Origin of the sequence: Hallella seregens ATCC 51272 (assembly GCF_000518545.1) — a bacterium.
Lineage (GTDB): Bacteria > Bacteroidota > Bacteroidia > Bacteroidales > Bacteroidaceae > Prevotella > Prevotella seregens.
The window spans coordinates 45,598-67,952 of sequence record NZ_JADU01000018.1 but is presented as its reverse complement, the minus strand read 5'-3'; the positions used below and the strand labels follow the sequence as shown (position 1 = coordinate 67,952).

Genomic DNA, 22,355 nt, shown 5'->3' with positions numbered 1-22,355 from the left:
TCTTATCTGTTGATGTTCTTGTTTGGTTTGCTTCCCAGCCAGATGTCCAACTGGCCGCCTGCCGTCAAGACGGCATGAGGCATGGCACAGGCATTGTGAGGCTTGCCGTTCAGTTCCATGCGTTGTATGTAGCAATTATCCCTGCTGTTGCCATGGGTAACGATGCGAAACACCTTGCCTTTGTAATAATCCGGGTTGAGATGAATGGTCACACTGTCGAACAGCGGGCTGGTTATATCAAGCATGGGGTGCCGAGATGAAAGCCCATCAATGGCAAACAGTCCTATTGACATCAATGCACTCACGCCTCCCATCTGCCCCTGGTCTTCATCGAATCCACCATATCCCAGGTCTGGAGTCGTGCCGCCGTAAGCCTGCTCCGCTACGCGGCGTACCCAATACTGTGTGAGCCAAGGCTTGCCGACATGGCCGAAGACATGGGCATTGGAGAGAGCTGGCTGGTTGGCATAATTGACATAGCCGCTGCCATAGCCTGAACCAAAATCAGAGGCCGCTCCCCTTTCAAACGCCTCGTTGAGCTTGGCACAGAGCGAATCTGCTCCGCCCATCAATTCGGCGAGTCGTGGCAAATCGTGCGACAATCCGAAAGTGGCTTGCCAAGCATTGGTTTCCTCATAGCCCCAGCCATTGAGAGGGTCGGTGTGCAACCAAGAGCCATCGGCTCGTCGGGGCAACACCAAGCACACTTCGGGATGAAAACATTTCTCCCATCCATGCAAACGGGTAAGGAAACGGGATGCCAGCGCTTTCCGCCCCATCCTGCTTGCCATCTGCGAAAGGGCGTAGTCCTCGAAAGCCCACTGAATGGTCATGCCTGCACGGTCTGGACAATAGCCATGCTGCATGTAATATTTAAAACCGTCTTCGACTCCATGTCCCATCATGCCTCCAGGCTCATGATTGCGCACCATCTCGCGCAAAGCCACCTGAGGAGACCATTTGCGGGTAAGATCCTGCTGATATGCCGAGGTGATGAGCGATGTTGCAGGGCATCCACTCATAATAAACGAATAGCCGCCGGCATTGGGGCCACGAGGAAGCAAGCCGCCATTCACGCTCATCTGAACCAAGGATGCGGCAAAGTCGTCAAGCACTTCCGGATAGGCGATGCCCCAAATGGTATTGAGATTCCACATCGACAGCCAGAACGAGTCGGAGTTATAAATGTGGTGCTTGGGCTTGCCATCCTTGAGCATGGCCAGGCGGCGTACCTGTAACCTGGCCCCGATGCAAGTATTGCCTTCGGTATGGTCGTATGTTGTATAGTCGGGATAGGAGCCATTGGCATCGTTTATCTTATGGCGGCCCAAGAGTATATGCCATAGGTCGGTATATAACTTGACTCTCCGTTCGACTGTTCCACCCGTTACCTCAATACGGGAGAGCCAGTGGTTCCACTCTGTTTGCGACTGCTGGCGCAACAAGTCGAAGTCCCATGTATTGCACTCCTTACGAAGATTGTCGATGGCATTGTCAAGACTGGTATATGATATGGCGCATCTTACCAAGAGTTGCTCGCCGGCTTTCATGTCAAAGCGCGCCATGAGTCCCGATGAGGGAGCGTCTGCGTAGGTCATGCCCTGGTTTCGGTTTACGATACTGTCGGATGCAGCGATGACCTCTATGCGTTGCACATCTTGACCGTCTTCCCAGCCCTCCATACCCTCTATAGGCTTGGAAGTCTCCACAACAAAGAAGATTCTCACACGGTCAGGGCCTCCCCAGAGGCGGCCCCGAGTATCAAAGTAGCCTGAAATTTGATTGCTGCCCGTTCTGCTGGCATGGGCGTTGGTCATGGTTGTAGTGGCTACATAGCCCCCCAGATTGACAATGAGGGAGGCGTTCGTGTCTTCTGTATAAGTAATGCAATAGAGGCTGGCACGGTCGGCAGCGGTCTGTTCCACCCACGCATGATAACGGTCAAGGTAGAGACGGTGGTAGCCGGGCTGCACGATTTCGCCGTCTTGGCTGAAAGAAGACTGCCAGGACTGCTCGCCTTGGTTAGCGGCAATATTGCCGGAAGCCGGCATCAACTCCAGCCCCGACAGCATCCAGCCATGAATCTGAGGGAAGCCGAGTACCGTGTTGGAGTTGTAATTGTAGCCACCACCAAACTGGTTTTTGTTTCGTGTGAGAGGGGCTGCCCCTATCATGCCATAGGGTTGCGCTCCTGTGACAAAAAAGAAATAGCGGCCACGCGTGGTCTCTATATAGGGATTGACTAACGACAAAGGAGTGGTTAGCGACTCAGGAGCCTCAAACACTTCTATCTCGGAGAGTCCCAACTGGGTGCCCTCCGCATCGGTTGACTCGAAGCGCACCCAACGGGTTTTGTGTGAAGCAAACTCCACCGTGCGTGGGGCACCATTGGCAGGAATGCCCAACACACGCACCAAAGACCCATCACTGAAACGTAGCACGCCGCTTGCTATATTACGCTTGGGCGAGGGCAAGTCGTAAAGCACTACCTTGTTGATGCAAACTTCCTTGTTCCAATCCATCTGAATCCAAGGCAAATCGATCTCTCCCCAGAATGTTTCTTGGCTTTTAGACTCCCAGGTACCCTTGCCGGCTACCCTGATAATTCCATCGACCACATTTTGAGGCGAATGAAAGGCATCGACGAAAGAGGATGCCGTTGCCTTAGCTTGAGGAGCAATGTTGTCCCCCATGGCAGCCATCACGGTTGCTATGGGCAGAATAGAGAAACTTAAAACTAACCTTAAAAAGTTCATATTGCCAATATGTTTCGGAAAATATGAGTTGCTTGCTGTCCCTCCTCTAATAGGTATCGACCAAAGATATTATCTCCAATTCTTTCTTGAAAGTATCCAAATCCTTGGCGCAACGCACATGAATGGTGCGGGAGGTCTTGGGAAGCAGGTCGAAATAGTTGTCGGAGAAGAAGTTGCCTATGCCCTTAACCGACAGGAAAACACCACGTGCGAAGACCTCGGAAGACAGCTTCACATCGTAACCATCAGCTGCTTTGGTAATGACGGTCTTCATGCGGGCAGGACGATAGTTCATGTCTTTCTGGCTCACGGCATAAGCAATGTTGGAGTAAGTCTTACCACCTGTGGTAAAGGCGATATAGAAAATCACATCTTCCGGCTGCTCACCTCCCAGAAGATCCTTTACCAGCTTGGTTTCCACATGGATGGCCGTGTTGGCCGGCATGACCACCGTGCGCCTCTCGCTGTGGACTATGCGCCCATCCATCGTCATGGTCTGTATCGTCAGCTCACCCTTGGCTACAGTGCGACGGTCGCTCACGAGTTTTATTTCTATCTCCTTGTCGCTCCTCGATGTGGCGTTGTCTGCCACTCTGAGTTGCCCGCCTGCCTCGGTAGGCAAGTTGGACACCTGCTTCCCCTCCTGTTTCTTGCCCTCGCCAATGACCTTGACGCGAGGTGCCACGAGAATGTCGTCGTAGGCATACTTGGTGAAATAGTGCAGGGCTTTCCAACGTCCATAATAGTCACGGCTGCTCCATGAGGCCACAGGCCAGCAGTCATTGAGCTGCCATACGATGGATCCCATGCAGTAAGGACGGTCACGTCGATAAGCCTCCATGCCAGTCTTCACTCCGTCGCCTTGCATCAACAAACTTACATACAGAAACTTCTTGAAATCAGAAGGAACATGATAGTCACGGCGCATGTACTCCTCGATACGGTGATTGGCGTATGTGCCGGCTTTCTGATGTTCCATCATGACCTCGGAATAAATGTTGTGGTCGTAGTCAAAGGGAGCATACTTGAGCACTGATTCATATTCCGGGAACGACTGGAAGCCATACTCGCTCTGGAAGCGAACGCGATGGTCGTAATAGGCTTCAAACGGTTCTGCTCCATGCCATACGCCCCAGTAATGGTCATCGCCGTTGATTCCATCGCTCGGCATATTCTCGAAAGCGTATGGGCTGGAAGGACGATAGCTTATCTGAGGCGCGTATTCCTTGACCACCGATGGCAGCAATTCATGGAACAAGGCATGTTGCATTTTGCCCACTTCCTCGCCATAGCCCATTTCGTCGAGTTGCTTCTTCTTGTTGCCCCAGCCATACCATACATCTTGACATTCGTTGTTGCCAACGAGTACGGCAAGGCAAGCACGATTGCGCAGACGGCGCACCTGATAGACCACCTCCTCCTTGACATTGGCCAAAAAGGCGGAGTCTGCGGGATAAGTACAGCAAGCAAACATGAAGTCTTGCCATACCAAGATGCCATTACGGTCGCACTCACGGTAGAAAGCATCGTCCTCGTAGACACCGCCACCCCATACGCGAATGATATTCATGTTGACAGCTTTGGCATCTTGCACCACGCGATGGTACACAGAATCATTGCAACGGCTCAGAAAGTTGTCGTTGGGCACCATGTTGGAGCCTTTGGCATAGAGCGGCTGGCCATTCAACTCGAAGTAAAGGTTGTGCCCATACTTGTCCTTGTCGTTGTGGAGCTTCAAAGAGCGTATGCCTATTTCGTCGGTAGTACTGTCTACTATCTTGCCGACAGTGGATATTGTGGTCTTGAAATTGTAGAGATAAGCCTCGCCCAGCCCGTTGGTCCACCAAAGACGGGGACGGTCCATCGCATAATCGAGACGTATCTTATTGAGTCCTTTGACAAGCGATATAGTACGTGAAGCCAACTGTTTGTCATTGGCAGATACGGCCACAATAGCCGCTGTCACGTCTTCGTCCGACTCCACCTCTACTACAGTGGTCAGCTTGGCACGCCGCGAGTTCACCTCGTTTTGTATGTGCCAGACGTTAGCAATCTTCTCGCCATTCCATGTTTCCAACTGAACAGAACGCCAGATGCCAAAGGTGACGAGGCGTGGGCCCCAGTCCCAACCATATTCGTAGCTTGCCGTACGGGCGAACGGACTTATCACCTTGTCGAAGATACCACCTATCCAAGACTGGTCGGGGCCCGTGTTGTGGCGATAGGGAAGTGCATCGAACTTAGGGATGTTACGGCGAATGGGCGAATGGAAATACACCTCAAAGCGGTTGTTTCCTTCTTGCAAGATGCCCTTCACGTCACAACGCCACTCACGGTGCATGTTGTCGGTACGCACCAGGAGACGGCCGTTGAGATAGACGTCAGCATAGGTGTCCAGTCCCTTGAATACTATTTCTTGATTTTGAGCCTGTAGTTCTTCGGCTGTAGGAACCACATTGGTCTCATACATCCAGTCGGCTTTGTCTACCCACTGTACGCTGCGTTCATTGAGACGATAGAAAGGATCGTCGATGATATGGGCACGCATCAAGTCAAGATGCACATTGCCGGGAACCTGGGCTTCATGCCATATTTCCGAGTCTCCTTGACGAAAATGCCAGTCAGAATGGAGTTGCCGGACATGGACAAACGCGTTTGCCGAAGCAATTGAAGCCATCAGACAGGCTGTTGTCAAAAGTAGCTTATAGTATTTCATGATTGTTATTAAGCTTAAATTGTTTTGCTGATGAGGGCCTGACTGTCCCTTGGATTTGAAATTTACTGAGAGCATTAGTATGACAAAGAAGTAATTCTTATTAAAAGAGGATATGTCTTTCTCCTTCGACATATCCTCTCCAACTCCTAATCTAATTAAAAATATATCAACCTATTGAACAGAAATGGAGCTATTTAGTCTGAATGTCCTTGGCATACCCCTCATTTTGGTCATTTGGAGTAAAGTCTTCATTGGTTTTAATCTCTGTATCAGGAATGGGATAATGCACATGAAACGCTTGCATGGTGGCAGATTGCTTAGCCCACTCATTGCGTTTCATGGTCAACTCCACCAATTTTCCCGTACGAATCAAGTCAATGCGACGCCACTGCTCGAAGCAAAGCTCACGCATACGTTCATCCATCAATTTGTTGAAGCACTCGTCCTTGCTCATGCCTGTATTCCAAGCCATGTCAGATGGCAATGTGCCACCAAAGGCACGCTTGCGAATGGTTGTGTTGATCAGGTTGACGGCATCTGCAGTACGTCCCAGCTCATTCAGGCATTCGGCATGCAACAGAAGCACATCCGCATAACGTATCATCGGATAGTTCTTTCCAGAGTTCCACATATTGTTGATGCCCAAGCCAGACTGGTAGTCGGTACGAAAGTCTTCCCACTTCTTGATATGTGGTGCCAACTCGTCGGTCGTACCTGTCCAGGAAGTCTTCGACAAGTCTGGTGTCACAAATTCATACTTGTTTTCATCACCAGAGTATTTGTTGGTGTAATAAGTGAAGTCTGTACGGATACTGGCATCAAACCGCAAGTCCCCTTCTTCCCAAAGTCCGCCCTCGCTCTGCTTGGTTCTGGCAAACGGTGTAGGAAGCAAGAAATCATAGCCGGAGAACGAGCATCCCTGCCCAAACCAAGAGTCACAGGCACGCGATCCCATGTCAAATTCCCAATAATTGCAATCAGGCCACTTAGTGTTAAACTGCAACTCAAAGATAGACTCTTTGGTATTAGGGTTGTCATATTTCCAAAGGTCGGCATAATGATCCACCAACTCGTACCCCATGCCCATTACTTTCTGGAAACACTCGTCCGCCTTTTGGTAATCACGAAGTCCCGTGCTCTGGGGTGCCGACATATATGCCCTGCCCAACATGGTGAGTGCCGCACCCTTGGTGGCACGTTGTGGTTCGTTGTCATAGGAAGCCGGCAGGTCATTGGCAGCTTCCTGAAAATCGCTCAGGATATACTCCCAGACATCTTTCTCCGGTTGGGGGCCGCCACCATGTTCTCGGGTTCTGTCCATGTCGATGATGGGAATGCGCCCCCAATACATCGTCAGCTCATACATCAGCATGGCCCGCATGAAGCAGGCCTCGCCCATCAACTGGGTTGCCTTGGGCGAAGGGATCGTGCGCTTGAGGGCATAAATGGCCTTGGCAGCCGAAGTGACGGCAGGCCAACGGTTGTCCCAGATGGCTTTTACCTGAGTCGACGTAGGGTTTAGCTGTCCGTTGTACTTGTCCATGCCTGCCTGGTCGCCCGAAGAAATCAGCTGGAAGTTGCCCTGCTGCGTCTCGTCTGTACCGAGAGAACACATCAGGCCATTGCGTCCTTCCTTGCAACCTCTATAGCTTTTATAAAGTCCCGTTACCAATGGTTCCACATTATTAATATCGGCAAACACCTCATCCTCGGTCAGAGATCCAGTTGGCTTCACGTCCAAGAAATCAGAGCAAGAAGCAGTACCCATGAGCAACACGCCTACCAATGCTATATTGTAAATCAACTTTTTCATCATTCTTTAATTAATCGGTTTTATTTTCTGTATTGAAGGATACATGAGCCATAACACTCACGCCATTCCTTTTTAGAATGCGAGATTGATGCCAAAAGTAAACATCCTCGTTGGCGGATACCAATCGCCCGTCTCCGGATCATAGCCCTTGTAGTCTGTAACACAGAAGAGATTTGAACCCGTGAAGTAGAGTCTGAGATTGGACAGATGAAGCTTCTGTATAAGGCTCTTGTCGAAATTGTAGGCCAAAGTCAAAGCCGACAATCGCAAGAAAGAGGCTTTCTGCACACAAAAGTCCATCTGGCCGGCATTGTAACGGTTGTAATCCACTCCTGTTATGACACGCGGGAATCTCGCCCCGGTATTACTTTCGCTCCAGCGATCCATCAAGTCGACAGAGGCATTGCTGGTCCCGACACTGGTTATCAAGCCCGTGTACCAGGGACTCAGCTTCTTGGCACCGTATGAATAATTGAACACCGCGTTCAATGACCAGCCCTTATAGCTTACGTCCGTTGAGAACCCACCATACAGTTTGGGGTCAGTAGAACCGATGACGACACGGTCATTCTGGTCGATTTCGTTGTCCTGGTTATCATCCAGAGGATAAAGGTCGCCGGGGTTTACATTGTAACCATTAAAATTAATCTTACTCAGACGCTCCATGTCTGCCGCCTGCGCGATGCCCCCTGTACGCCACATGTAAAGCGTGTTGCGAGACTTGCCGATGAAGAGGTTGCCCTCATTCTGGATGTTACGGTCGTTATCCACATGATACACCACTCTGGTATTTCCATAAAGTTTCGTCACCTTGTTCTTGTCGTGAGACAACGTAGCATTCACGTTCCACTCCACGTCCTTGGTACGAATGATGGTGGCGCCAAGTGCTAGTTCCACTCCCTTGTTCTCTATGGCGCCGATGTTCTCCACGGTATAGGTGAAACCTGTGGTCGTAGGCAGAGAGTGGCTCATCAGCAGGTCCTTGTTCTTGATGTAGAAAGCATCGAATGTCAGGCGCAGGCGATTGTCGAGCCAGCCCATGTCGAGACCGAAGTTGAACTGATGCTGCTTCTCCCATTTGATGTTGGGAGTGGCACGCCGGCCGTTGCTCACAAACGAGAACGTGTAGCCCTTGTCGATATTTCCACTATATGTGGGATTATAGAGCGAGAGGAAGGTGAAATCGTCGATGTTCTGATTGCCCACGATACCATAGCCTACGCGTACTTTCAACTGCGAGAAGATGTTCAAGTCTTTTACAAATTTCTCCTCACTGGCGTTCCATGCTGCAGAGAAAGAAGGGAACGTACCCCAGCGATTACCCTCTGCAAACTTGGATGAGCCGTCGAACCGTGCCGTGGCCGTCAACATGTAGCAGCTCGCATAGTTCCAAGTGGCACGTGCAATGACGGAAGACAGCGTGTTCTCCGAGAAGCCCGAGCCCAATCCACGCTGGTCCTGCTTGTAGCCGGCACCAAGGTTGTGATAGCCGAAGAGATTGGAAGCGTAACCCTGCGAGGAACCGTTCAGGTAACTGAAGTTGGTGCGTGCCGCCGATGTTCCCACCATGGCATTGATATGATGCTGGCTGATATTGAAGTCGTAGGAAAGGGAGTTGTCCCATTGCCAGACCATGCGTGCGTCTCTATTGTCCCTGGCCTCGCCCTGAGTCCCATACCGCTCACTCTCATAGATGTTGTTTGGCGTAAAGACATTTTGCTGCTTGTAGGCGTAGTCGATGGAGAACGTCGAGCGCAAGTTCAAACCCTTGATAGGGTTTATGTTGATGTAGTTGGAAGACAAGAGACGATTGTACTTCAAGTCGTTGTCTACTTGCAGGGAACGAATGGGGTTGAAATTGTTCTGGTCGAACACCCCCTGCCAGTTCAAGGTCTGGATGGTCTCGTCGACTGCCAACATCGGATTGGCGCTACGGGCACGATTCATCACGCCGTCATCCACCAAGGAGTTCTCCGTGCGAGTAAAAGAAGTATTGGTACCCACCTTCAGCCAGGTCTTGATCATCTGGTCTGCATTGATGCGGGCCGTATATTTTTTCTGCTCACTCTTCTTTATCATCCCCTTGCTGTCAGTATAGCCCACGCTCAGATAGTAGTTGCCCTTGTCCGAACCATTGGAGAAGCTGACCATGTGGTTCTGCTGGAAACCGGTACGATCCACAGCTTTGAGCCAGTCACTGTTGGCGTTGTTCCTGTAAGCCTCAAATTCATAGTCGGCAAACACTTTGTTGCTGCCCATCACGGTGTTGTTGACATACTCCTCCACATTCCCGTTTGGATGGATCTGTTTGAAACCATTGACGTAAGCCTCCCTGCGGAGTTCAAAGAGATCCTTTGTCCCCATCGTCTTAGGCGTGCTGGCATAAGTCTGCACACCAAACCATCCGTCGTAGGTCACCTTGCCCTCGCCTTTGGCTCCTTTCTTGGTGGTGATGACCACGACACCGTTGGATCCACGAGAGCCATAGAGAGCCGTAGCCGAAGCATCTTTCAGCACTTCGATGGAAGCCACGTCGTTCAAGTTGACAGCGTTGAAACCAGAATAGCTGTTGTCCATCACCAAGCCGTCCACAACATAGATGGGATCCGTGGAGCCGTTGATGGTATTGATGCCTCGAATACGGATGGAAGCATCGTCGGTGGGACGGGTCGGCGTGCTGATGAACACACCGGCCACCTTGCCCTGCAAGGCCTCATTGACGTTGGTGACGGGGCGTTCCTTGAGCGTCTGGGCATTCACACCGACAACAGCCCCCGTCAGGTCGCTCTTTTTCATAATGGTGCCCACAAGCACCACCTCGTCAAGAGAACTCACGCTTTCCTTGAGCACCACCCGCAGGCTGGTTCCCGCAACCCTCACTTTCTGGGTATCGTAACCGATATAGGAAACGGAGAGCGTCCCACCATCCTTGGCCCGAATGGTAAAGGCCCCGTCCACGTCGGTTACGGTGCCCAAAGAGGAATTGTCCACCTTGACAGTTGCTCCGACAATGGGTTCGGAATAAGCATCTGTCACCACACCCTTAATGGTCATTTCTTGTGCTTGAACGCCCACTGCAAAGAGGACAAAAAGCATCAACCATGATAATCTAAAATACTTCATATTTAGGCTTTTGTTATTAACGAATAGAGGTTTTATTGTTATTGGCTATAACGATGCTGCAATATTACGAACTTTTCCATGATTCTCCAAGTCGAAATGTTGCAGAGAATGAAATATCTGTGCCATTGTCAGTCTGCACCGACAAATATTCTTGTCTCTGCCACATGCTTACGATTTTATTTCTGTTGAATGCTCAACGTCTTCCCTGCTTTCAGTTGGAAATCCCTGAATGCACCATTAATCCTGCAGCGCACTCCCTGGTCTGCCTTGCTTTTGAGGGAGGCCTCCACGACTTTGCCGTCTTTCCAAGAAATGTCGGCCACGATACCTCCTCTGGCGCAAATGCCCTTGATACTGCCATTTCTCCAATTTTCAGGCAGTGCGGGCAAGAAGTCGAGACAACCATCGTAGCTCTGCAATATCATTTCGCAGACACCCGACACGGCAGCCTCTGTGGCATCAAAACTAAAGATGTCTTCCTCCGCCCCGGCGACACCCGCCGGAGAGACCGTCATCAAGTTCTCACGCATAAACACTTTGTAGAGCCCCACCAACGATTCGTAAGCCTCTGCCGGTTTCTTCAGGCGGGCATAGAAATTAATCATGTTGCCGCGGGTCCATTCCGTATCCTCCCATTGTCCATGGCGGGTTTGCCTGTCGAGAAACGTTTCGCAAGCCTTCGCCAAATCAGGGCTGCGCTCCGGAGAGATCTCGCCGAACGGATAGAGGCCAAGGAGGTGGGAGGCATGGCGGTGTGACATGTCGGAACGGCTCACGTCGAGAAGCCATTCGTTGAGCGTACCATCCTTACCTATTTTATAAGGAGGCAATAGCCGAATGTCTTTTTGCAGCCTTGCGCGGAAATCGGCGTCCACGCCCAAGATGTTGCTGGCCTTGATACAGGCCTGATAGATGTCGTACACCACGGCCCGGTCTATCGTCGGCATCATCGAAAGGGAATAGTCTCGCCCATCGGCTGCCCTGAATCCATTCTCGGGAGAGATGCTCGGCCCCGTGACCAAATAGCCTGTGTTGGGGTCTTTCACCATGTAGTCCACGAAGAATTTGGCCGTCTGCTTGATGAGAGAGTAGCCTTGCCTGCGAAGCCATTCCTTGTCTTGCGTAAAGTCATAGTGCGTCCACAGGTGGGTGGCCATCCAAGCTCCTGCCGACACATTCATGGCCCAGCCCACGCCGCCGCCGGGGGCCGTGTCGCCCCACACATTGTTTATAGTGTGGGCCACCCAGCCATCGCAGCCATACATCCTGCGAGCTGTCTCATGGCCATACCTGGACAAGAGTTCCAAATACTTGAAAAGCGGCACGTTGGTCTCGGCCATATTGGCAATATTTGCCGACCAATAGTTTTGCTGAATATTAATATCGAGGTGATAGTCGCAGGTCCAGGGCATGTTGCAAGCCAGGTTGTCGTTCCATATTCCCTGCAGGTTGGCCGGCAACGGCGAGTTCTCGCGGGAGGAAGAAATCAGCATGTAACGGCCGTATTGGAAGAACAAGGCGTCAAAGGCCGCCGACGGACTTCCCTTGCGGGCGGCTTCAAAAAGGGTTTCGGTCTTGTTGTCTGCCTGCAGATTGCCGGCCAAGTCTATGTCCATGCGGGAGAAAATCCGGGAAAAGTCGGCCATGTGGTTTTTCTTCAAGACGGCGTACGACTTGGTTGCAGCCTCACGTATCGTTTTGTCGCACCTCGTCTGATAGTCGGGACACTGGAAATCGGTGCGAATATCCACCAGGACAACCACTTCGTCGGCATCTTTCACCGTAATGGAACTTGCGTCGTGACTGACGCTCCCGCCCTTGGGCAGGACGCGGACCAGCCCGCGGAACTTCACGCCGCCGGCACCATTCTTGTCGAATCGGGCGTCGCCCAAGATGTCCAAGGAATAGTCGGAAGCCGTGATGCTATGATGGCGAAGCATGTCCATGGACAGCCTGAAAGAGATGCTCTGCTTCTTGTTGGCCGACAGTCTCACCACCGACACCTCGTCGGGATTGCTCGTGAAATACTCATTCGTGTACGCAATCTGGTTTCTCTGAAAGGAAACAGTGGCAACGGCGTCGTTCATATTGAGCGTGCGCTTGTAGTTGCTCACCGTGCCAGAGGCGTTCAGGTATTTCAACTTGACATCGCCAAAGGGCAAGTGTGTACCGAAGCTCTTGCCGTGTCCGCTGAGATATTTCCACCCGAGTTCGTTGCCCTTGGCCAAATCGCCGGCAAAGAAAGCCTCGCGCATTTCCTTCAATTTCTCGGGCCCGCAGATGTTGTTGGCGTCGGGATCTTCCTGTCCGGACCACAGCGTCACCTCGTTGAGGGCGATGGTTTCCGTGTCATAGCCGCCATAAACCATCATTCCCAGTCTGCCATTGCCCATCGGCAAGGCCCCCATCCACTTGGACGACGGCTTGTCGTAATTGAGCACATAGTGTCTTGTCCCGGCCATGGCCGGCGAAAAGCAGGCCAGCAGCATGGCCGACACCAATAGGTTTTTAATCTTGCAACACATTTTCTGTCATTCATTTAGGTATTGCAAAATTAATGGAATGGACCGAATGCGCCGCAACACATTTAAAACAGAAAATACAAGATATGTCGCAGACACCTTTTTTTCGACATTCTTTATATTACAAGAAACGGGAACATGGATTTCATGTGGCGTTCCGGCCGTCGGCACCCGCGCCTCTGCAGCCGCCCGCGACGCTATGGACGAGCGGGCACATACTGCCCCGCCGGACAGTATGCGGGCAAACAGTTTCGCGGCATCGCCGTGCGACGGGGCAGGAAAGTGATAAAACGGAAAGGAGCCTTTCAGTCGATAAATCTTTGAGTGATGTCGCCATAGGCCTCAATGCGGCGGTCGCGCAGGAAAGGCCACCAGCGGCGCACCTGCTCACCCCGGCCCAGATCCACGCTGACCACGCGGCCCTCTTTCCGACAATCGGAGGCCCGGCAGAGCAGTTCGCCCTGCGGCCCGGCCACAAAACTGGAGCCCCAGAACCGGATGCCGCCCGTCTGGCCGCTGGGGTCGGGCTCCTGCCCCACCCGGTTCACCGTCACCACGGGCAGCCCGTTGGCCACGGCATGGCCCCGCTGCACGGTGGTCCAAGCCTCGCGCTGCCGCTGTTGTTCCTCGGGCGTGTCGCTCGACTCGTAGCCGATGGCCGTGGGATAAATCAGCAGGTCGGCACCTTGCAGGGCCATCAGGCGGGCAGCCTCGGGATACCACTGGTCCCAGCACACGAGTACGCCCAGCCGCCCCACCGAGGTCTGGATGGGACGAAAGCCCAGGTCGCCCGGCGTGAAATAGAATTTCTCGTAGTAGGCGGGGTCGTCGGGGATGTGCATCTTGCGGTATTTGCCGGCGATGCTCCCGTCTCTCTCCAGCACCACGGCCGTGTTGTGGTAGAGGCCTGCGGCCCGCCGCTCGAAGAGTGATGTCACGATGACCACTCCGTGTTGCCGCGCCAACCGGCCGAAGTGCTCGGTTGAGGGCCCGGGGATGGGCTCGGCGAGGTCGAACAGATCCACGTTCTCGGTCTGGCAGAAGTAGAGCGAGTTGTGCAGTTCTTGCAACACAATGAGCTGCGCACCCTCTTGGGCCAGCCGGGCCACGCCGGCCGAGAGCCGGTTCACGTTGTCTTCCACGCTGGCACTGTTCTGTTGTTGCAGTATTCCAATCTTGAGTTCCATGTCTGGTGTTGAATGTGAGGTTATGGTTTAGTCGACGACACCCGCCGGATATTGCATGGTGAGGCAGTGGAGCGAGCCGTGCTGGCGCACCACGGTGGAAGCATCCATCCCTATCAGTTCCCGGTCGGGAAAGGCTTCGCCGATGATTTCCATGGCCCTCCGGTCGTTGTCGGGCTGCCGATAGGTGGGCACAATGACTGCTCCGTTCAGAATCACGAAGTTGGCATAGGTGGCCGGCAGCCTCTCGCCACCGTCGTACATGGCTCGGGGCATGGGCAGCCGCAGCAACCGATAGGGCCGGCCGGCCATGGTGCGAAGGCGTTGCAGCTGCATTTCCAAGGCCGCAAAGTCGGCATGATGCTCGTCGGCCGGGTCGTCGCAGCCCACATAGAGCAGCGTATCGTCGGGGGCCATCCGAACGATGGTGTCGATGTGGCCGTCGGTGTCGTCGCCAATGAGGGTTCCATGCTCGAGCCAAACCACCTGTTCGGCATGAAGCACGCGCTTCAGCCGCCGTTCAATGTCCGGCTGAGTGAGTGGCTGGTTGCGGTGGGGAGCCAGCAGGCACGACGTAGTGGTCATGATGGTGCCCTGCCCGTCGCTCTCGATGGAGCCGCCCTCGAGCACGAAGTCGTTGTGGTTCTCCATGGTGCCATGGAGCAGTCCCGAGGCCAGCAGCTGCCGGTTGATGTCGTTGTCGGCACGCCAGGCAAACTTCTCTCCCCAGGCATTAAACTTGAAATCGAGCAGCCGGCACTCCCTCCGGCCGTCGGCCGCGGCATCTGCAGCGCAGAGCGTGATGGCCCCATGGTCGCGTGCCCAGGTGTCGTTGGTGGCACAGGTGCAAAAGCGCACGTTGCGCATCAAAGCCTCGCCCAGTTCTTTCAGAAGCAATTCCCTTACTTTTTCCGCCTCCGGCGACACTATTACCAGCTTCTGCCGCCGTGCAATCTCCCGCGCCAACTCCACGAAGGTGGCCGTAATGGCTTGCAGATAGGGCTTCCAGTCGGTGGCGGCGTGGGGCCATGTGAGCTGAATGGCACTCTGCGGAGCCCATTCGGCGGGCAGGGTGATGCGGGAGGGATGGGTGTTGGGCATGCTGTTTTCGTTGTTAAATAGGCGAATGCTGCACTTTCGCAGGGTTGCAAAATTACGCAATTATCTTGTAATTCTCCGTTGTTCGCCGTGAAAATCATCCTGTCGTGCCGCAGATCACAGATGTAAAAATGGTTGGGCATAACCACATGTTCCCCGCATTCCACATCCGGAAACGCCTTGGGTAGCTCCAAATGGCATTTCTCCATGGCCCGTCCGGCCCCATTCCGCACCGTGATACACTCTATAAAGTGCTCGGCCGCCAGTTGCACAGAGCCACCACAACCAGCAGCACCAGCGTGGTCAGCAGGGCCAACGGCGGCAGACCGCCCAGGCTCACCGACGACAAATAGCCGGCGGCATCGCCCAGCATACGACTGATGAGGATGCGCACATCGGCCACACCGTCGAACAATAGGAAGAGGGCCATGGCGGCAGCGGCGCACAGCGTGGTCCAGAGCTGGTTCATTCGGCGCACCCGACGCGGCAGACGACGCATCACGCGGTCGGTGAATCCGTCGTCGGGCAGGTCGCACCGGGCCTCACTGAAAAAGCGCATCAGCAGCTCATCGTCGGCCCGAGCATCTTCCATTCTTGTATTCTCGTTTGTTTCCATCACTGTCTTGATTTTAAAAAGACGCGTTCCTCATTTTAAAAAGTCACCGTCCTGGTTTTAAAAGGGCCCTGTCTTCGTTTGAAGATGATACCGTCTTGGTTTTTGGAAGCCACTGCACGGAGGTCGGAATCTCCAGCAGAACTACAGCCCAACTATCCATACCCGTTGGCCCTCAAGAATGTAGCCATCTTCTTTTTACCTCGCGAAAGGTGGCTTTTCACCGTGTTCTGGGGCATGCCCGTAATCTCTGAAATCTTCTCGATGGGCTGCCCCTCCATGAGTTGCAGCGTCACGCAACTGCGCTCGTTGTCGTTGAGCAGCTGCAGCGCATCGTAGAGATCCATGCGCAGGCTGCCGTCGCCGCTGCCGCCGCTGCGCCCGGTCACGGCGGGCGTGTCCAGGTCGGACGTGGGCCGAAGGCCCCGCGTGTAGTCATAGAAAACATTGTAGGCAATGCGGAAGAGCCACGTCAGGAAAGACGACTGCCCCCGGAACTGTCCGATGTGGGTGTAGGCTTTCACAAATGTGTCCTGTGCCAGGTCGTCGCTCAACTGCGTGTCGCCGAGGGTCTGACCGAGAAAGAACCGCCGCACGGGCGACTGGTACTCCCTCGTCAGCTTGTCGAACGCGCGCCGATTGTGGAACACGGCCACCTGCGTTACCAGACCAATGTCTTCTATCCGGTCCACTATTTCGTTGTCTTGGCTATGACCAGCTGCCCCACGCCAAGGCATGCAATGAGCAGCCCGACGCCCACGAGCACGTCCGACCCCCAGACGGAGAACATCAGGGTGAGGCCCACACCGACGGCAATGTTCATGATGCCTTTCCGCTTATAATAGCCCGGCGAGTCGGTCGGGGCCGGCTTGAGCTCGTCGGGGATGGGCACACCGGTCTCCATCGACTTCTCGGCCAGCGACACTTTACTGTTGTGCCGGTTGATGAGATACTTCAGCAAGAGCACCAACAAGATGAACGGGGCCAGGGCGAAGACCAGCAGAGCCAGGATGATGAGGATGGCGATGACCACGCCGCCCACGCCGATGGTGCCGCCGACGAGCCGCAGAAAGAGGTCGTGAACGTCCGAATCGGCATCATGCCCCAAGTCGTAGGCTGTCGACGTGTAGGTGGAATCCTCCTCGCCGGCGGGTGCCGACGTGGTGTCCGAGTAGGCCTCGATGCCGTCTTTGGCCGTGCTGTCCACCAGTTCGGTCGGTGTGTGGTGGCGGTGTTGCGGCTTCACACCGGCCGCTCCGGCATTGAGAGTAAGCATCAATGCCAATGCTATGAATACTTGTTTCATCGTTTCTTTCTTTTCAAATTTCTGCGTTTTGGACGAAAGAGGCAGGGGTTTAGTTGCAAAATAACGAAAAATATTCTACTTTTGCAACGTCAAAACCACCGTTTTCATGACTTTACCCCAGGATTTCGAGGCCGACACGCGCCGCCTCATGGGCGACGCCCTCTACGCCACGCTGCGCCAGGGGCTGGCGGCCGAACCGCCCGTCAGCATCCGTCTCAACCCATTCAAGACCTCTGCCACCGGCCCGTCGGCCCGCGCCGACACCCTCCGACCGGGCGCTGATGCCGTGCCCTGGTGTGCCGAGGGCCGCTATTTGGCCGGCCGGCCCAACTTCACTTTCGACCCGTTTCTCCATGCCGGCTGCTACTATGTGCAGGAAGCCGCCTCGATGTTTGTGGCTCATGTGCTGCGCCAATTGGCGCCCACGCCGGTGCTGATGCTCGACCTCTGCGCGGCCCCGGGCGGCAAATCCACCGCGGCCCGCGCCGTGCTGCCTCCGGGCAGCCTGCTCTTTGCCAACGAGCCCGTGCGGCTGCGGGCCAGCGTCCTTGCCGAGAACGTGCAGAAATTCGGCCACCCCGACACGGTGGTGACCCATAATTTTCCGCGCGACTACGGCCGGTCGGGACTGCTGTTCGACGTGATTCTGGCCGACGTGCCCTGCTCGGGCGAGGGCATGTTCCGCAAGGACGAGGGAGCCGTCGGGGCCTGGAGCCGGCAGCACGTGGCCCAGTGCCGGCAGCTGCAGCGCACCATCGTCGAGGATGTGTGGCCCGCCCTGCGCCCAGGCGGTCTGCTCGTCTACTCCACCTGCACGTTCAACGCCGAGGAGAATGAGGAGAACGTGGACTGGATAGCCCGGCAGCTGGGGGCCGACGTGATGGACATCCCCACGCGCCCGGAGTGGAACATCACCGGGGCGCTCGTCGGGCGGGAGCCTGTGTGCCGTTTCATCCCGGGCAAGACGCGCGGCGAGGGCCTCTTCATGGCCGCCCTGCGCAAGCATGGCGAGAGCGAGGGGGCGCTTGCCCAACTCGCCGGCCCAGCCCGCAAACCGGCAGCCCGCAAGCAACCCGACCGCCGCAACAAGGCGAACGCACCAGCCGCACTGCCCCCCGTGGAGGCATGGCTCGAGGGCGACTTCCGACCCACCGACCTGCGAGGCATCCGGCTGGCCGTTCCCGCAGCCTGGCACACGCTCTACGAGCGTGCTGCCCGGCAGCTGCACGTGCTTCATGCCGGCGTGACGCTGGGCGTGCAGAAAGGCCGCGATCTCGTGCCCCACGCCTCGCTGGCCCTCTCCACTGCGCTGCGCTCCGACGCTTTTCCGCGGGCCGAAGTGGACTATGCCACGGCCGTTGCCTACCTGCGCAAGGAGGCGGTGACGCTACCGCCCGACACGCCGCGCGGCCTCGTGGTCATCGCTTGCCGCGGCCACGCGCTGGGCTTTGCCAAGAATCTGGGCGGCCGGGCCAACAATCTCTACCCTCAAGAATGGAAAATCAAGAGCAGCCATCTGCCCGACACGCCCGTCAACGTGCTCGCCGCCCTGGCCGCCCCAACGTGCCGCCCCCATGCCGATTAGCCTTGTTGCCGCCCTGGCCGCCAACCGGGCCATCGGCTTCCGCCGGCAATTGCTCTGGCACCTGCCCGAAGATCTGCACCGTTTCAAGGCCCTCACGCTGGGCCATGCCGTCGTCATGGGGCGCAAGACTTTCGAGTCGCTGCCCCACGGCGCCCTGCCCCACCGCCGCAACATTGTGCTCAGCCGCAGCGTGCCGTCGCTGCCGGGCTGCGAGGTGTATGCCTCGCTGGAGGCAGCACTGGCGGCTTGCGGGGGCGAGAACGAGGTGATGGTGATTGGCGGCGAGAGCCTCTACCGGCAGACACTGCCCCTGGCCCACAGGCTCTATCTCACCCACGTCGATGCCGAGCCCGCCCTGGCCGACGCCTGGTTTCCCGAGATTGTCGCCGCCGACTGGCGCATCGTGCGCCGCGAACAGCGCCCCGGCTTCACGTTCGTAGACTACGAAAGGGTTTAGTCTGCGCCGCCATCCAGCTCGAAAACAGCCGTTTACGCAAAACCATGACGGCGTAATCGCGATGCGGTTACACTGTTTTCGCGTGGCCTTTACGGTGTCATCGCACGGCCGTTGCGCCGCAAACGCAACAGGGCCACGCCCCCGTCTGCCCCATGGTGCAGAAGAAAGCGTGGCCCTGTATGGGGAATCCGCGTCGGAACAGCCTACTCGTCGTCGGCCGAATCGTCGTCGGCCTCGGCTGGTTCCTCGTCAAGAATAGGCAGCTGGCGGTCGATGACGGCATTGAAGCTCACGATGGTCTCGCTGCGCGAGAGCCCCAGCGGCTGCAGCTTGTCGTGGATGATGTTGAGCATGTGATGGTTGTTGCGGGCGTAAATCTTGATAAACATGTCGTATCCGCCCGTGGTATAGTGACACTCCGTCACCTCCGGAATCTGGCGAAGTTTCTCTACAACGTCGTCGAAACTCGACGGATCCTGCAAATAGAGCCCCACGTAGGCACAGGTTTCATAGCCTATTTTCTCAGGGTTGACGATATACTCCGACCCCTTGATAACGCCCAATTTGATGAGCTTTTGTATGCGTTGGTGAATCGCCGCCCCGCTTACGTTGCAGGCGCGAGCCACTTCCAGAAACGGGATTCGGGCGTCGGCGACGACCAATTTCAGAATCTTCTTGTCTAAATTATCTAACTGATGACGTGCCATATTACTGTTAATTTGCCCGCAAAGGTAGTAAAAATAATTCTGAATCGCAACTATTTAGATTATTTTAATGATAGAATGACATTGCAAAACGTCATTTACGGCCTTTCCGTTCCACGGCCGAGTAGCTGATACGCAGGGCTTTGGCCTGTCGCAGGGCTTGTTTCACGTCGGCGATGACGCTCATGCGCGTGTCGCGGTCGGCCCTGATGGAGACTGTCATCTGCTGCTGGTCCTCGGGCGACATGCGGTCGCGCTCGGCTGCCACATAGTCGGCCACGTCCTGCGGCGAGGCGAATTTGTCGTTCAGTTGGATGCGCGTTTCTTGCCCGGCAGCTCGCTGGAGGCTGGGCGTGGGACGGCCGATGTAGATATAGGTCACGGCCGATTTCTTGGTCAGCCGAGTAAGCTCCGTGCCCTGTGGAGTGCGGTATTGCACCTTGACGGCCACCTTCTGCATGTGCGTTACAATCATGAAGAAGAAGAGAACGGTGAAGATCAGGTCGGGCAGCGAGGCCGTGTTCAGGCCCGGCACCTCGTGCCGACGGCGGCGAAACAGGCTCATGGGCGGCCTCCTTTCCCGGCCGCGGCGGAGGCAGAGACGGGCTCAGCGGCACTATTGTCGTAGGGCTCGGCAATGCGCTGCGGGCAGAGGTCCCTCACGTGGTCGCGTTGTTGGGGTGAGAGCTCTGCATAGTCGCGGCCGTAGAGACGGCGGGCCTCGGCGTTGCGCAGCCGTCGATAGGCCGCCGCCAGCGCGTTCTGCACCTGAAAATAGGCGTCGTAGCTGGCCGCGGGATCCGCCTGCACCTTGATGAGGTGCCGGGGGCCCACCTGCGTCACAAACGCCTCGACGCGCGCGCGGAGCCGCGACACGGGCATGGGGCGGCCGTCGGCAAGCAGCCGGTTGTCGGCCGTGAGCGTCAGTTCCAGCATCGTGCCCTTGTCCACGACCGACTCCTGCCGCTCCTGTCGCTCGGGCGGAGGGAGCTGGCGCGCGAGTCCCTTGTCCACGTCCATATTGGTGGTGACGAGGAAGAATATCAGCAGCATGAACGAAATGTCGGCCGTCGACGTGGTGTTGAGCTGCGGAACGCTGTGCTGACGATGGCGGAACCTCATTTCCTACGAACGTATTTAGTGGCACCATACGCCACGGCTCCGACGGCTGCAACCATCAGAACCAGCGAGGTGAAGATGAACATGTCGGAGGCTTTCAGCCAGAAAGTGTCGGCATAGCGCAGCCCGTTGACGGTCATTTCCGCCGAAGAGCCGGCCAGGAATCCCACTGCCATGAGCACCGCCACGCCGGCAATGATGCCATAGCCTATCCTTTTCGTGGGAATGTTGTTGTCGAGTCGGTCGGCCTTGCCCCGCACACGGAGCACGTGTGCCACCGACCACGCGATGAAGCCGACGGCGCCAAGCAGCAGTAGCTCCATGAGCACAAGCACGGCATCGGCCAGGAGCGGGGCGTTGAAATTGGGGTCGTTGTCGAACGGCCGGTCGAAACCCACCAGCCAAAACAGCGCGAAAACCACCACGATCACCGCCACCAGCGCGTAGAAGAGGCGGATGGACAGCCTCTCCGCGGGCCACTGCCGCCAGTTATCCGATTGTTTCTTCATGCGCGTTTGAGCTTGTATTTCATGATGGAGTCGAGCAGTGTGATGGCCGACTCCTCCATCTGCGCCGTGAGATGGTCTATCTTTGAGAGGATGTAATTATAGAAAATCTGCAGGATGAGGGCCACGATGATACCGAAAATGGTGGTTATCAGTGCCACCTTCATGCCGGAGGCCACGATCGTCGGACTGATGTCGCCGGCGGTTTGAATCTGGTCGAACGCCATCACCATGCCTATCACCGTGCCCAGAAATCCCAGCGACGGGGCCATGGCAATGAACAGCGTGATCCACGAACAGCCCTTTTCCAGATTGGCGCTCTGCACCGAACCGTAGCTCTGCACCGAGCGTTCCACGTTGTCTATCGACTCGTCGATGCGCTCCAGCCCCTGATAACAGATGGAGGCCACGGGGCCACGCGTCTCGCGGCACTGCGTCTTGGCCCCCTCGACATCGCCCTCCATGAGATGCCGATCGAGGTCGCGCATGAACCGTTTAGCATTGATTTCGGAGAGGCTGAGGTAGATCATGCGCTCAATACAGAACGCCAAACCCAGCACCAGAGCCAGTGCCACGAGCGACATGAAGCCGGCATTGCCCTCGATAAACTTGGTCTTCAGCGACTTGTAGAAGCCTTGACTCTCGACGGGGGCCACGGCGGTGTCGGCGGCGGCCATGCCGTCGTCGAGCAGTTGCTCGGCTGCAGCACTGTCAAGGTCGGCCGCATGGGCAGCCGTGTCGGGCTTGGCTTGAGACGAAGACACAGCTTGGGCCTGCACGAACGAGAAGCTAAGAAAGAAAAAGAAAACGATGGTGAGACGCTGAATCAAATGTTTCATCTCTGCGCGGGATT

The 22,355-nt window shown here is 55.6% G+C and carries 17 protein-coding genes; 2 read left to right on the top strand and 15 right to left on the bottom strand.

Annotation, left to right across the window (positions count from 1 at the left end):
- Window positions 1-2: 2 nt before the first annotated feature.
- The 10 genes from L888_RS0107370 to L888_RS0107325 all read right to left on the bottom strand — a co-directional run bounded on the left by L888_RS0107370 (window position 3) and on the right by L888_RS0107325 (window position 17,131).
- Entirely contained in the window at window positions 3-2,756 is a 2,754-nt protein-coding gene (locus L888_RS0107370; protein WP_027952429.1) for a GH92 family glycosyl hydrolase, read from the bottom strand.
- Window positions 2,757-2,802: 46 nt separating this feature from the next.
- Window positions 2,803-5,472 (bottom strand): beta-mannosidase, encoded by a 2,670-nt coding sequence (locus L888_RS0107365; protein WP_027952428.1) that lies wholly within the window; start codon window positions 5,470-5,472, stop codon window positions 2,803-2,805.
- Window positions 5,473-5,662: 190 nt separating this feature from the next.
- The gene (locus L888_RS0107360) at window positions 5,663-7,285 is read right to left on the bottom strand and encodes a RagB/SusD family nutrient uptake outer membrane protein (RefSeq protein ID WP_027952427.1); all 1,623 of its coding nucleotides are present in this window, start codon (window positions 7,283-7,285) and stop codon (window positions 5,663-5,665) included.
- A gap of 72 nt (window positions 7,286-7,357) precedes the next feature.
- The gene (locus L888_RS0107355; protein ID WP_027952426.1) at window positions 7,358-10,408 is read right to left on the bottom strand and encodes a SusC/RagA family TonB-linked outer membrane protein; all 3,051 of its coding nucleotides are present in this window, start codon (window positions 10,406-10,408) and stop codon (window positions 7,358-7,360) included.
- Between the two features lie 176 nt (window positions 10,409-10,584).
- Entirely contained in the window at window positions 10,585-12,933 is a 2,349-nt protein-coding gene (locus tag L888_RS13475) for a glycoside hydrolase family 95 protein (RefSeq protein WP_052323287.1), read from the bottom strand.
- 302 nt (window positions 12,934-13,235) lie between these two features.
- Window positions 13,236-14,117, bottom strand: a complete 882-nt coding sequence (locus L888_RS0107345) for a carbon-nitrogen hydrolase (RefSeq protein WP_027952425.1) — start codon at window positions 14,115-14,117, stop codon at window positions 13,236-13,238.
- Window positions 14,118-14,144: 27 nt separating this feature from the next.
- Window positions 14,145-15,215: an agmatine deiminase family protein gene (locus L888_RS0107340; RefSeq protein ID WP_027952424.1), complete on the bottom strand. Its 1,071-nt coding sequence runs from the start codon at window positions 15,213-15,215 to the stop codon at window positions 14,145-14,147.
- A 241-nt stretch (window positions 15,216-15,456) separates the two neighbouring features.
- The gene (locus L888_RS0107335) at window positions 15,457-15,828 is read right to left on the bottom strand and encodes a DUF5056 domain-containing protein (protein WP_044248918.1); all 372 of its coding nucleotides are present in this window, start codon (window positions 15,826-15,828) and stop codon (window positions 15,457-15,459) included.
- A 152-nt stretch (window positions 15,829-15,980) separates the two neighbouring features.
- The gene (locus tag L888_RS0107330; RefSeq protein ID WP_005846217.1) at window positions 15,981-16,517 is read right to left on the bottom strand and encodes an RNA polymerase sigma factor; all 537 of its coding nucleotides are present in this window, start codon (window positions 16,515-16,517) and stop codon (window positions 15,981-15,983) included.
- Window positions 16,517-17,131 carry a DUF6249 domain-containing protein gene (locus L888_RS0107325; RefSeq protein ID WP_027952422.1) on the bottom strand — a complete coding sequence of 205 codons (615 nt, stop codon included), beginning with the start codon at window positions 17,129-17,131 and terminating at the stop codon, window positions 16,517-16,519. Before L888_RS0107325 ends, L888_RS0107330 begins: the two co-directional genes overlap by 1 nt.
- Before the next feature lie 106 nt (window positions 17,132-17,237).
- Between L888_RS0107325 and L888_RS0107320 the strand changes: the two genes are divergently transcribed.
- Together L888_RS0107320 and L888_RS0107315 are read left to right on the top strand one after the other, a co-directional pair.
- Entirely contained in the window at window positions 17,238-18,716 is a 1,479-nt protein-coding gene (locus tag L888_RS0107320) for a methyltransferase RsmF C-terminal domain-like protein (protein ID WP_027952421.1), read from the top strand.
- Window positions 18,706-19,173 (top strand): dihydrofolate reductase, encoded by a 468-nt coding sequence (locus tag L888_RS0107315; RefSeq protein ID WP_027952420.1) that lies wholly within the window; start codon window positions 18,706-18,708, stop codon window positions 19,171-19,173. The genes L888_RS0107320 and L888_RS0107315 overlap by 11 nt, the downstream gene beginning before the upstream one ends.
- 203 nt (window positions 19,174-19,376) lie before the next feature.
- Here the strand turns inward: L888_RS0107315 and L888_RS0107310 are convergent, their stop codons facing one another.
- The 5 genes from L888_RS0107310 to L888_RS0107290 all read right to left on the bottom strand — a co-directional run bounded on the left by L888_RS0107310 (window position 19,377) and on the right by L888_RS0107290 (window position 22,341).
- Window positions 19,377-19,880 (bottom strand): Lrp/AsnC family transcriptional regulator, encoded by a 504-nt coding sequence (locus tag L888_RS0107310; protein ID WP_005846208.1) that lies wholly within the window; start codon window positions 19,878-19,880, stop codon window positions 19,377-19,379.
- Window positions 19,881-19,971: 91 nt separating this feature from the next.
- On the bottom strand, window positions 19,972-20,442 hold the full coding sequence (locus tag L888_RS0107305) for an ExbD/TolR family protein (protein WP_005846204.1): 471 nt from the start codon (window positions 20,440-20,442) through the stop codon (window positions 19,972-19,974).
- Window positions 20,439-20,999, bottom strand: a complete 561-nt coding sequence (locus tag L888_RS0107300) for an ExbD/TolR family protein (RefSeq protein WP_027952419.1) — start codon at window positions 20,997-20,999, stop codon at window positions 20,439-20,441. The genes L888_RS0107305 and L888_RS0107300 overlap by 4 nt, the downstream gene beginning before the upstream one ends.
- Window positions 20,996-21,505 carry a hypothetical protein gene (locus L888_RS0107295; RefSeq protein ID WP_027952418.1) on the bottom strand — a complete coding sequence of 170 codons (510 nt, stop codon included), beginning with the start codon at window positions 21,503-21,505 and terminating at the stop codon, window positions 20,996-20,998. Before L888_RS0107295 ends, L888_RS0107300 begins: the two co-directional genes overlap by 4 nt.
- Entirely contained in the window at window positions 21,502-22,341 is an 840-nt protein-coding gene (locus tag L888_RS0107290; protein ID WP_027952417.1) for a MotA/TolQ/ExbB proton channel family protein, read from the bottom strand. The genes L888_RS0107295 and L888_RS0107290 overlap by 4 nt, the downstream gene beginning before the upstream one ends.
- Window positions 22,342-22,355 lie beyond the last annotated feature (14 nt).

Coding starts and splice junctions, on each gene's coding strand:
- L888_RS0107370 (WP_027952429.1), bottom strand. CDS start 2,756: ATGAACTTTTTAAGGTTAGTTTTAAGTTTCTCTATTCTGCCCATAGCA.
- L888_RS0107365 (WP_027952428.1), bottom strand. CDS start 5,472: ATGAAATACTATAAGCTACTTTTGACAACAGCCTGTCTGATGGCTTCA.
- L888_RS0107360 (WP_027952427.1), bottom strand. CDS start 7,285: ATGAAAAAGTTGATTTACAATATAGCATTGGTAGGCGTGTTGCTCATG.
- L888_RS0107355 (WP_027952426.1), bottom strand. CDS start 10,408: ATGAAGTATTTTAGATTATCATGGTTGATGCTTTTTGTCCTCTTTGCA.
- L888_RS13475 (WP_052323287.1), bottom strand. CDS start 12,933: ATGTGTTGCAAGATTAAAAACCTATTGGTGTCGGCCATGCTGCTGGCC.
- L888_RS0107345 (WP_027952425.1), bottom strand. CDS start 14,117: ATGGAACTCAAGATTGGAATACTGCAACAACAGAACAGTGCCAGCGTG.
- L888_RS0107340 (WP_027952424.1), bottom strand. CDS start 15,215: ATGCCCAACACCCATCCCTCCCGCATCACCCTGCCCGCCGAATGGGCT.
- L888_RS0107335 (WP_044248918.1), bottom strand. CDS start 15,828: ATGGAAACAAACGAGAATACAAGAATGGAAGATGCTCGGGCCGACGAT.
- L888_RS0107325 (WP_027952422.1), bottom strand. CDS start 17,131: ATGAAACAAGTATTCATAGCATTGGCATTGATGCTTACTCTCAATGCC.
- L888_RS0107320 (WP_027952421.1), top strand. CDS start 17,238: ATGACTTTACCCCAGGATTTCGAGGCCGACACGCGCCGCCTCATGGGC.
- L888_RS0107315 (WP_027952420.1), top strand. CDS start 18,706: ATGCCGATTAGCCTTGTTGCCGCCCTGGCCGCCAACCGGGCCATCGGC.
- L888_RS0107310 (WP_005846208.1), bottom strand. CDS start 19,880: ATGGCACGTCATCAGTTAGATAATTTAGACAAGAAGATTCTGAAATTG.
- L888_RS0107305 (WP_005846204.1), bottom strand. CDS start 20,442: ATGAGCCTGTTTCGCCGCCGTCGGCACGAGGTGCCGGGCCTGAACACG.
- L888_RS0107300 (WP_027952419.1), bottom strand. CDS start 20,999: ATGAGGTTCCGCCATCGTCAGCACAGCGTTCCGCAGCTCAACACCACG.
- L888_RS0107295 (WP_027952418.1), bottom strand. CDS start 21,505: ATGAAGAAACAATCGGATAACTGGCGGCAGTGGCCCGCGGAGAGGCTG.
- L888_RS0107290 (WP_027952417.1), bottom strand. CDS start 22,341: ATGAAACATTTGATTCAGCGTCTCACCATCGTTTTCTTTTTCTTTCTT.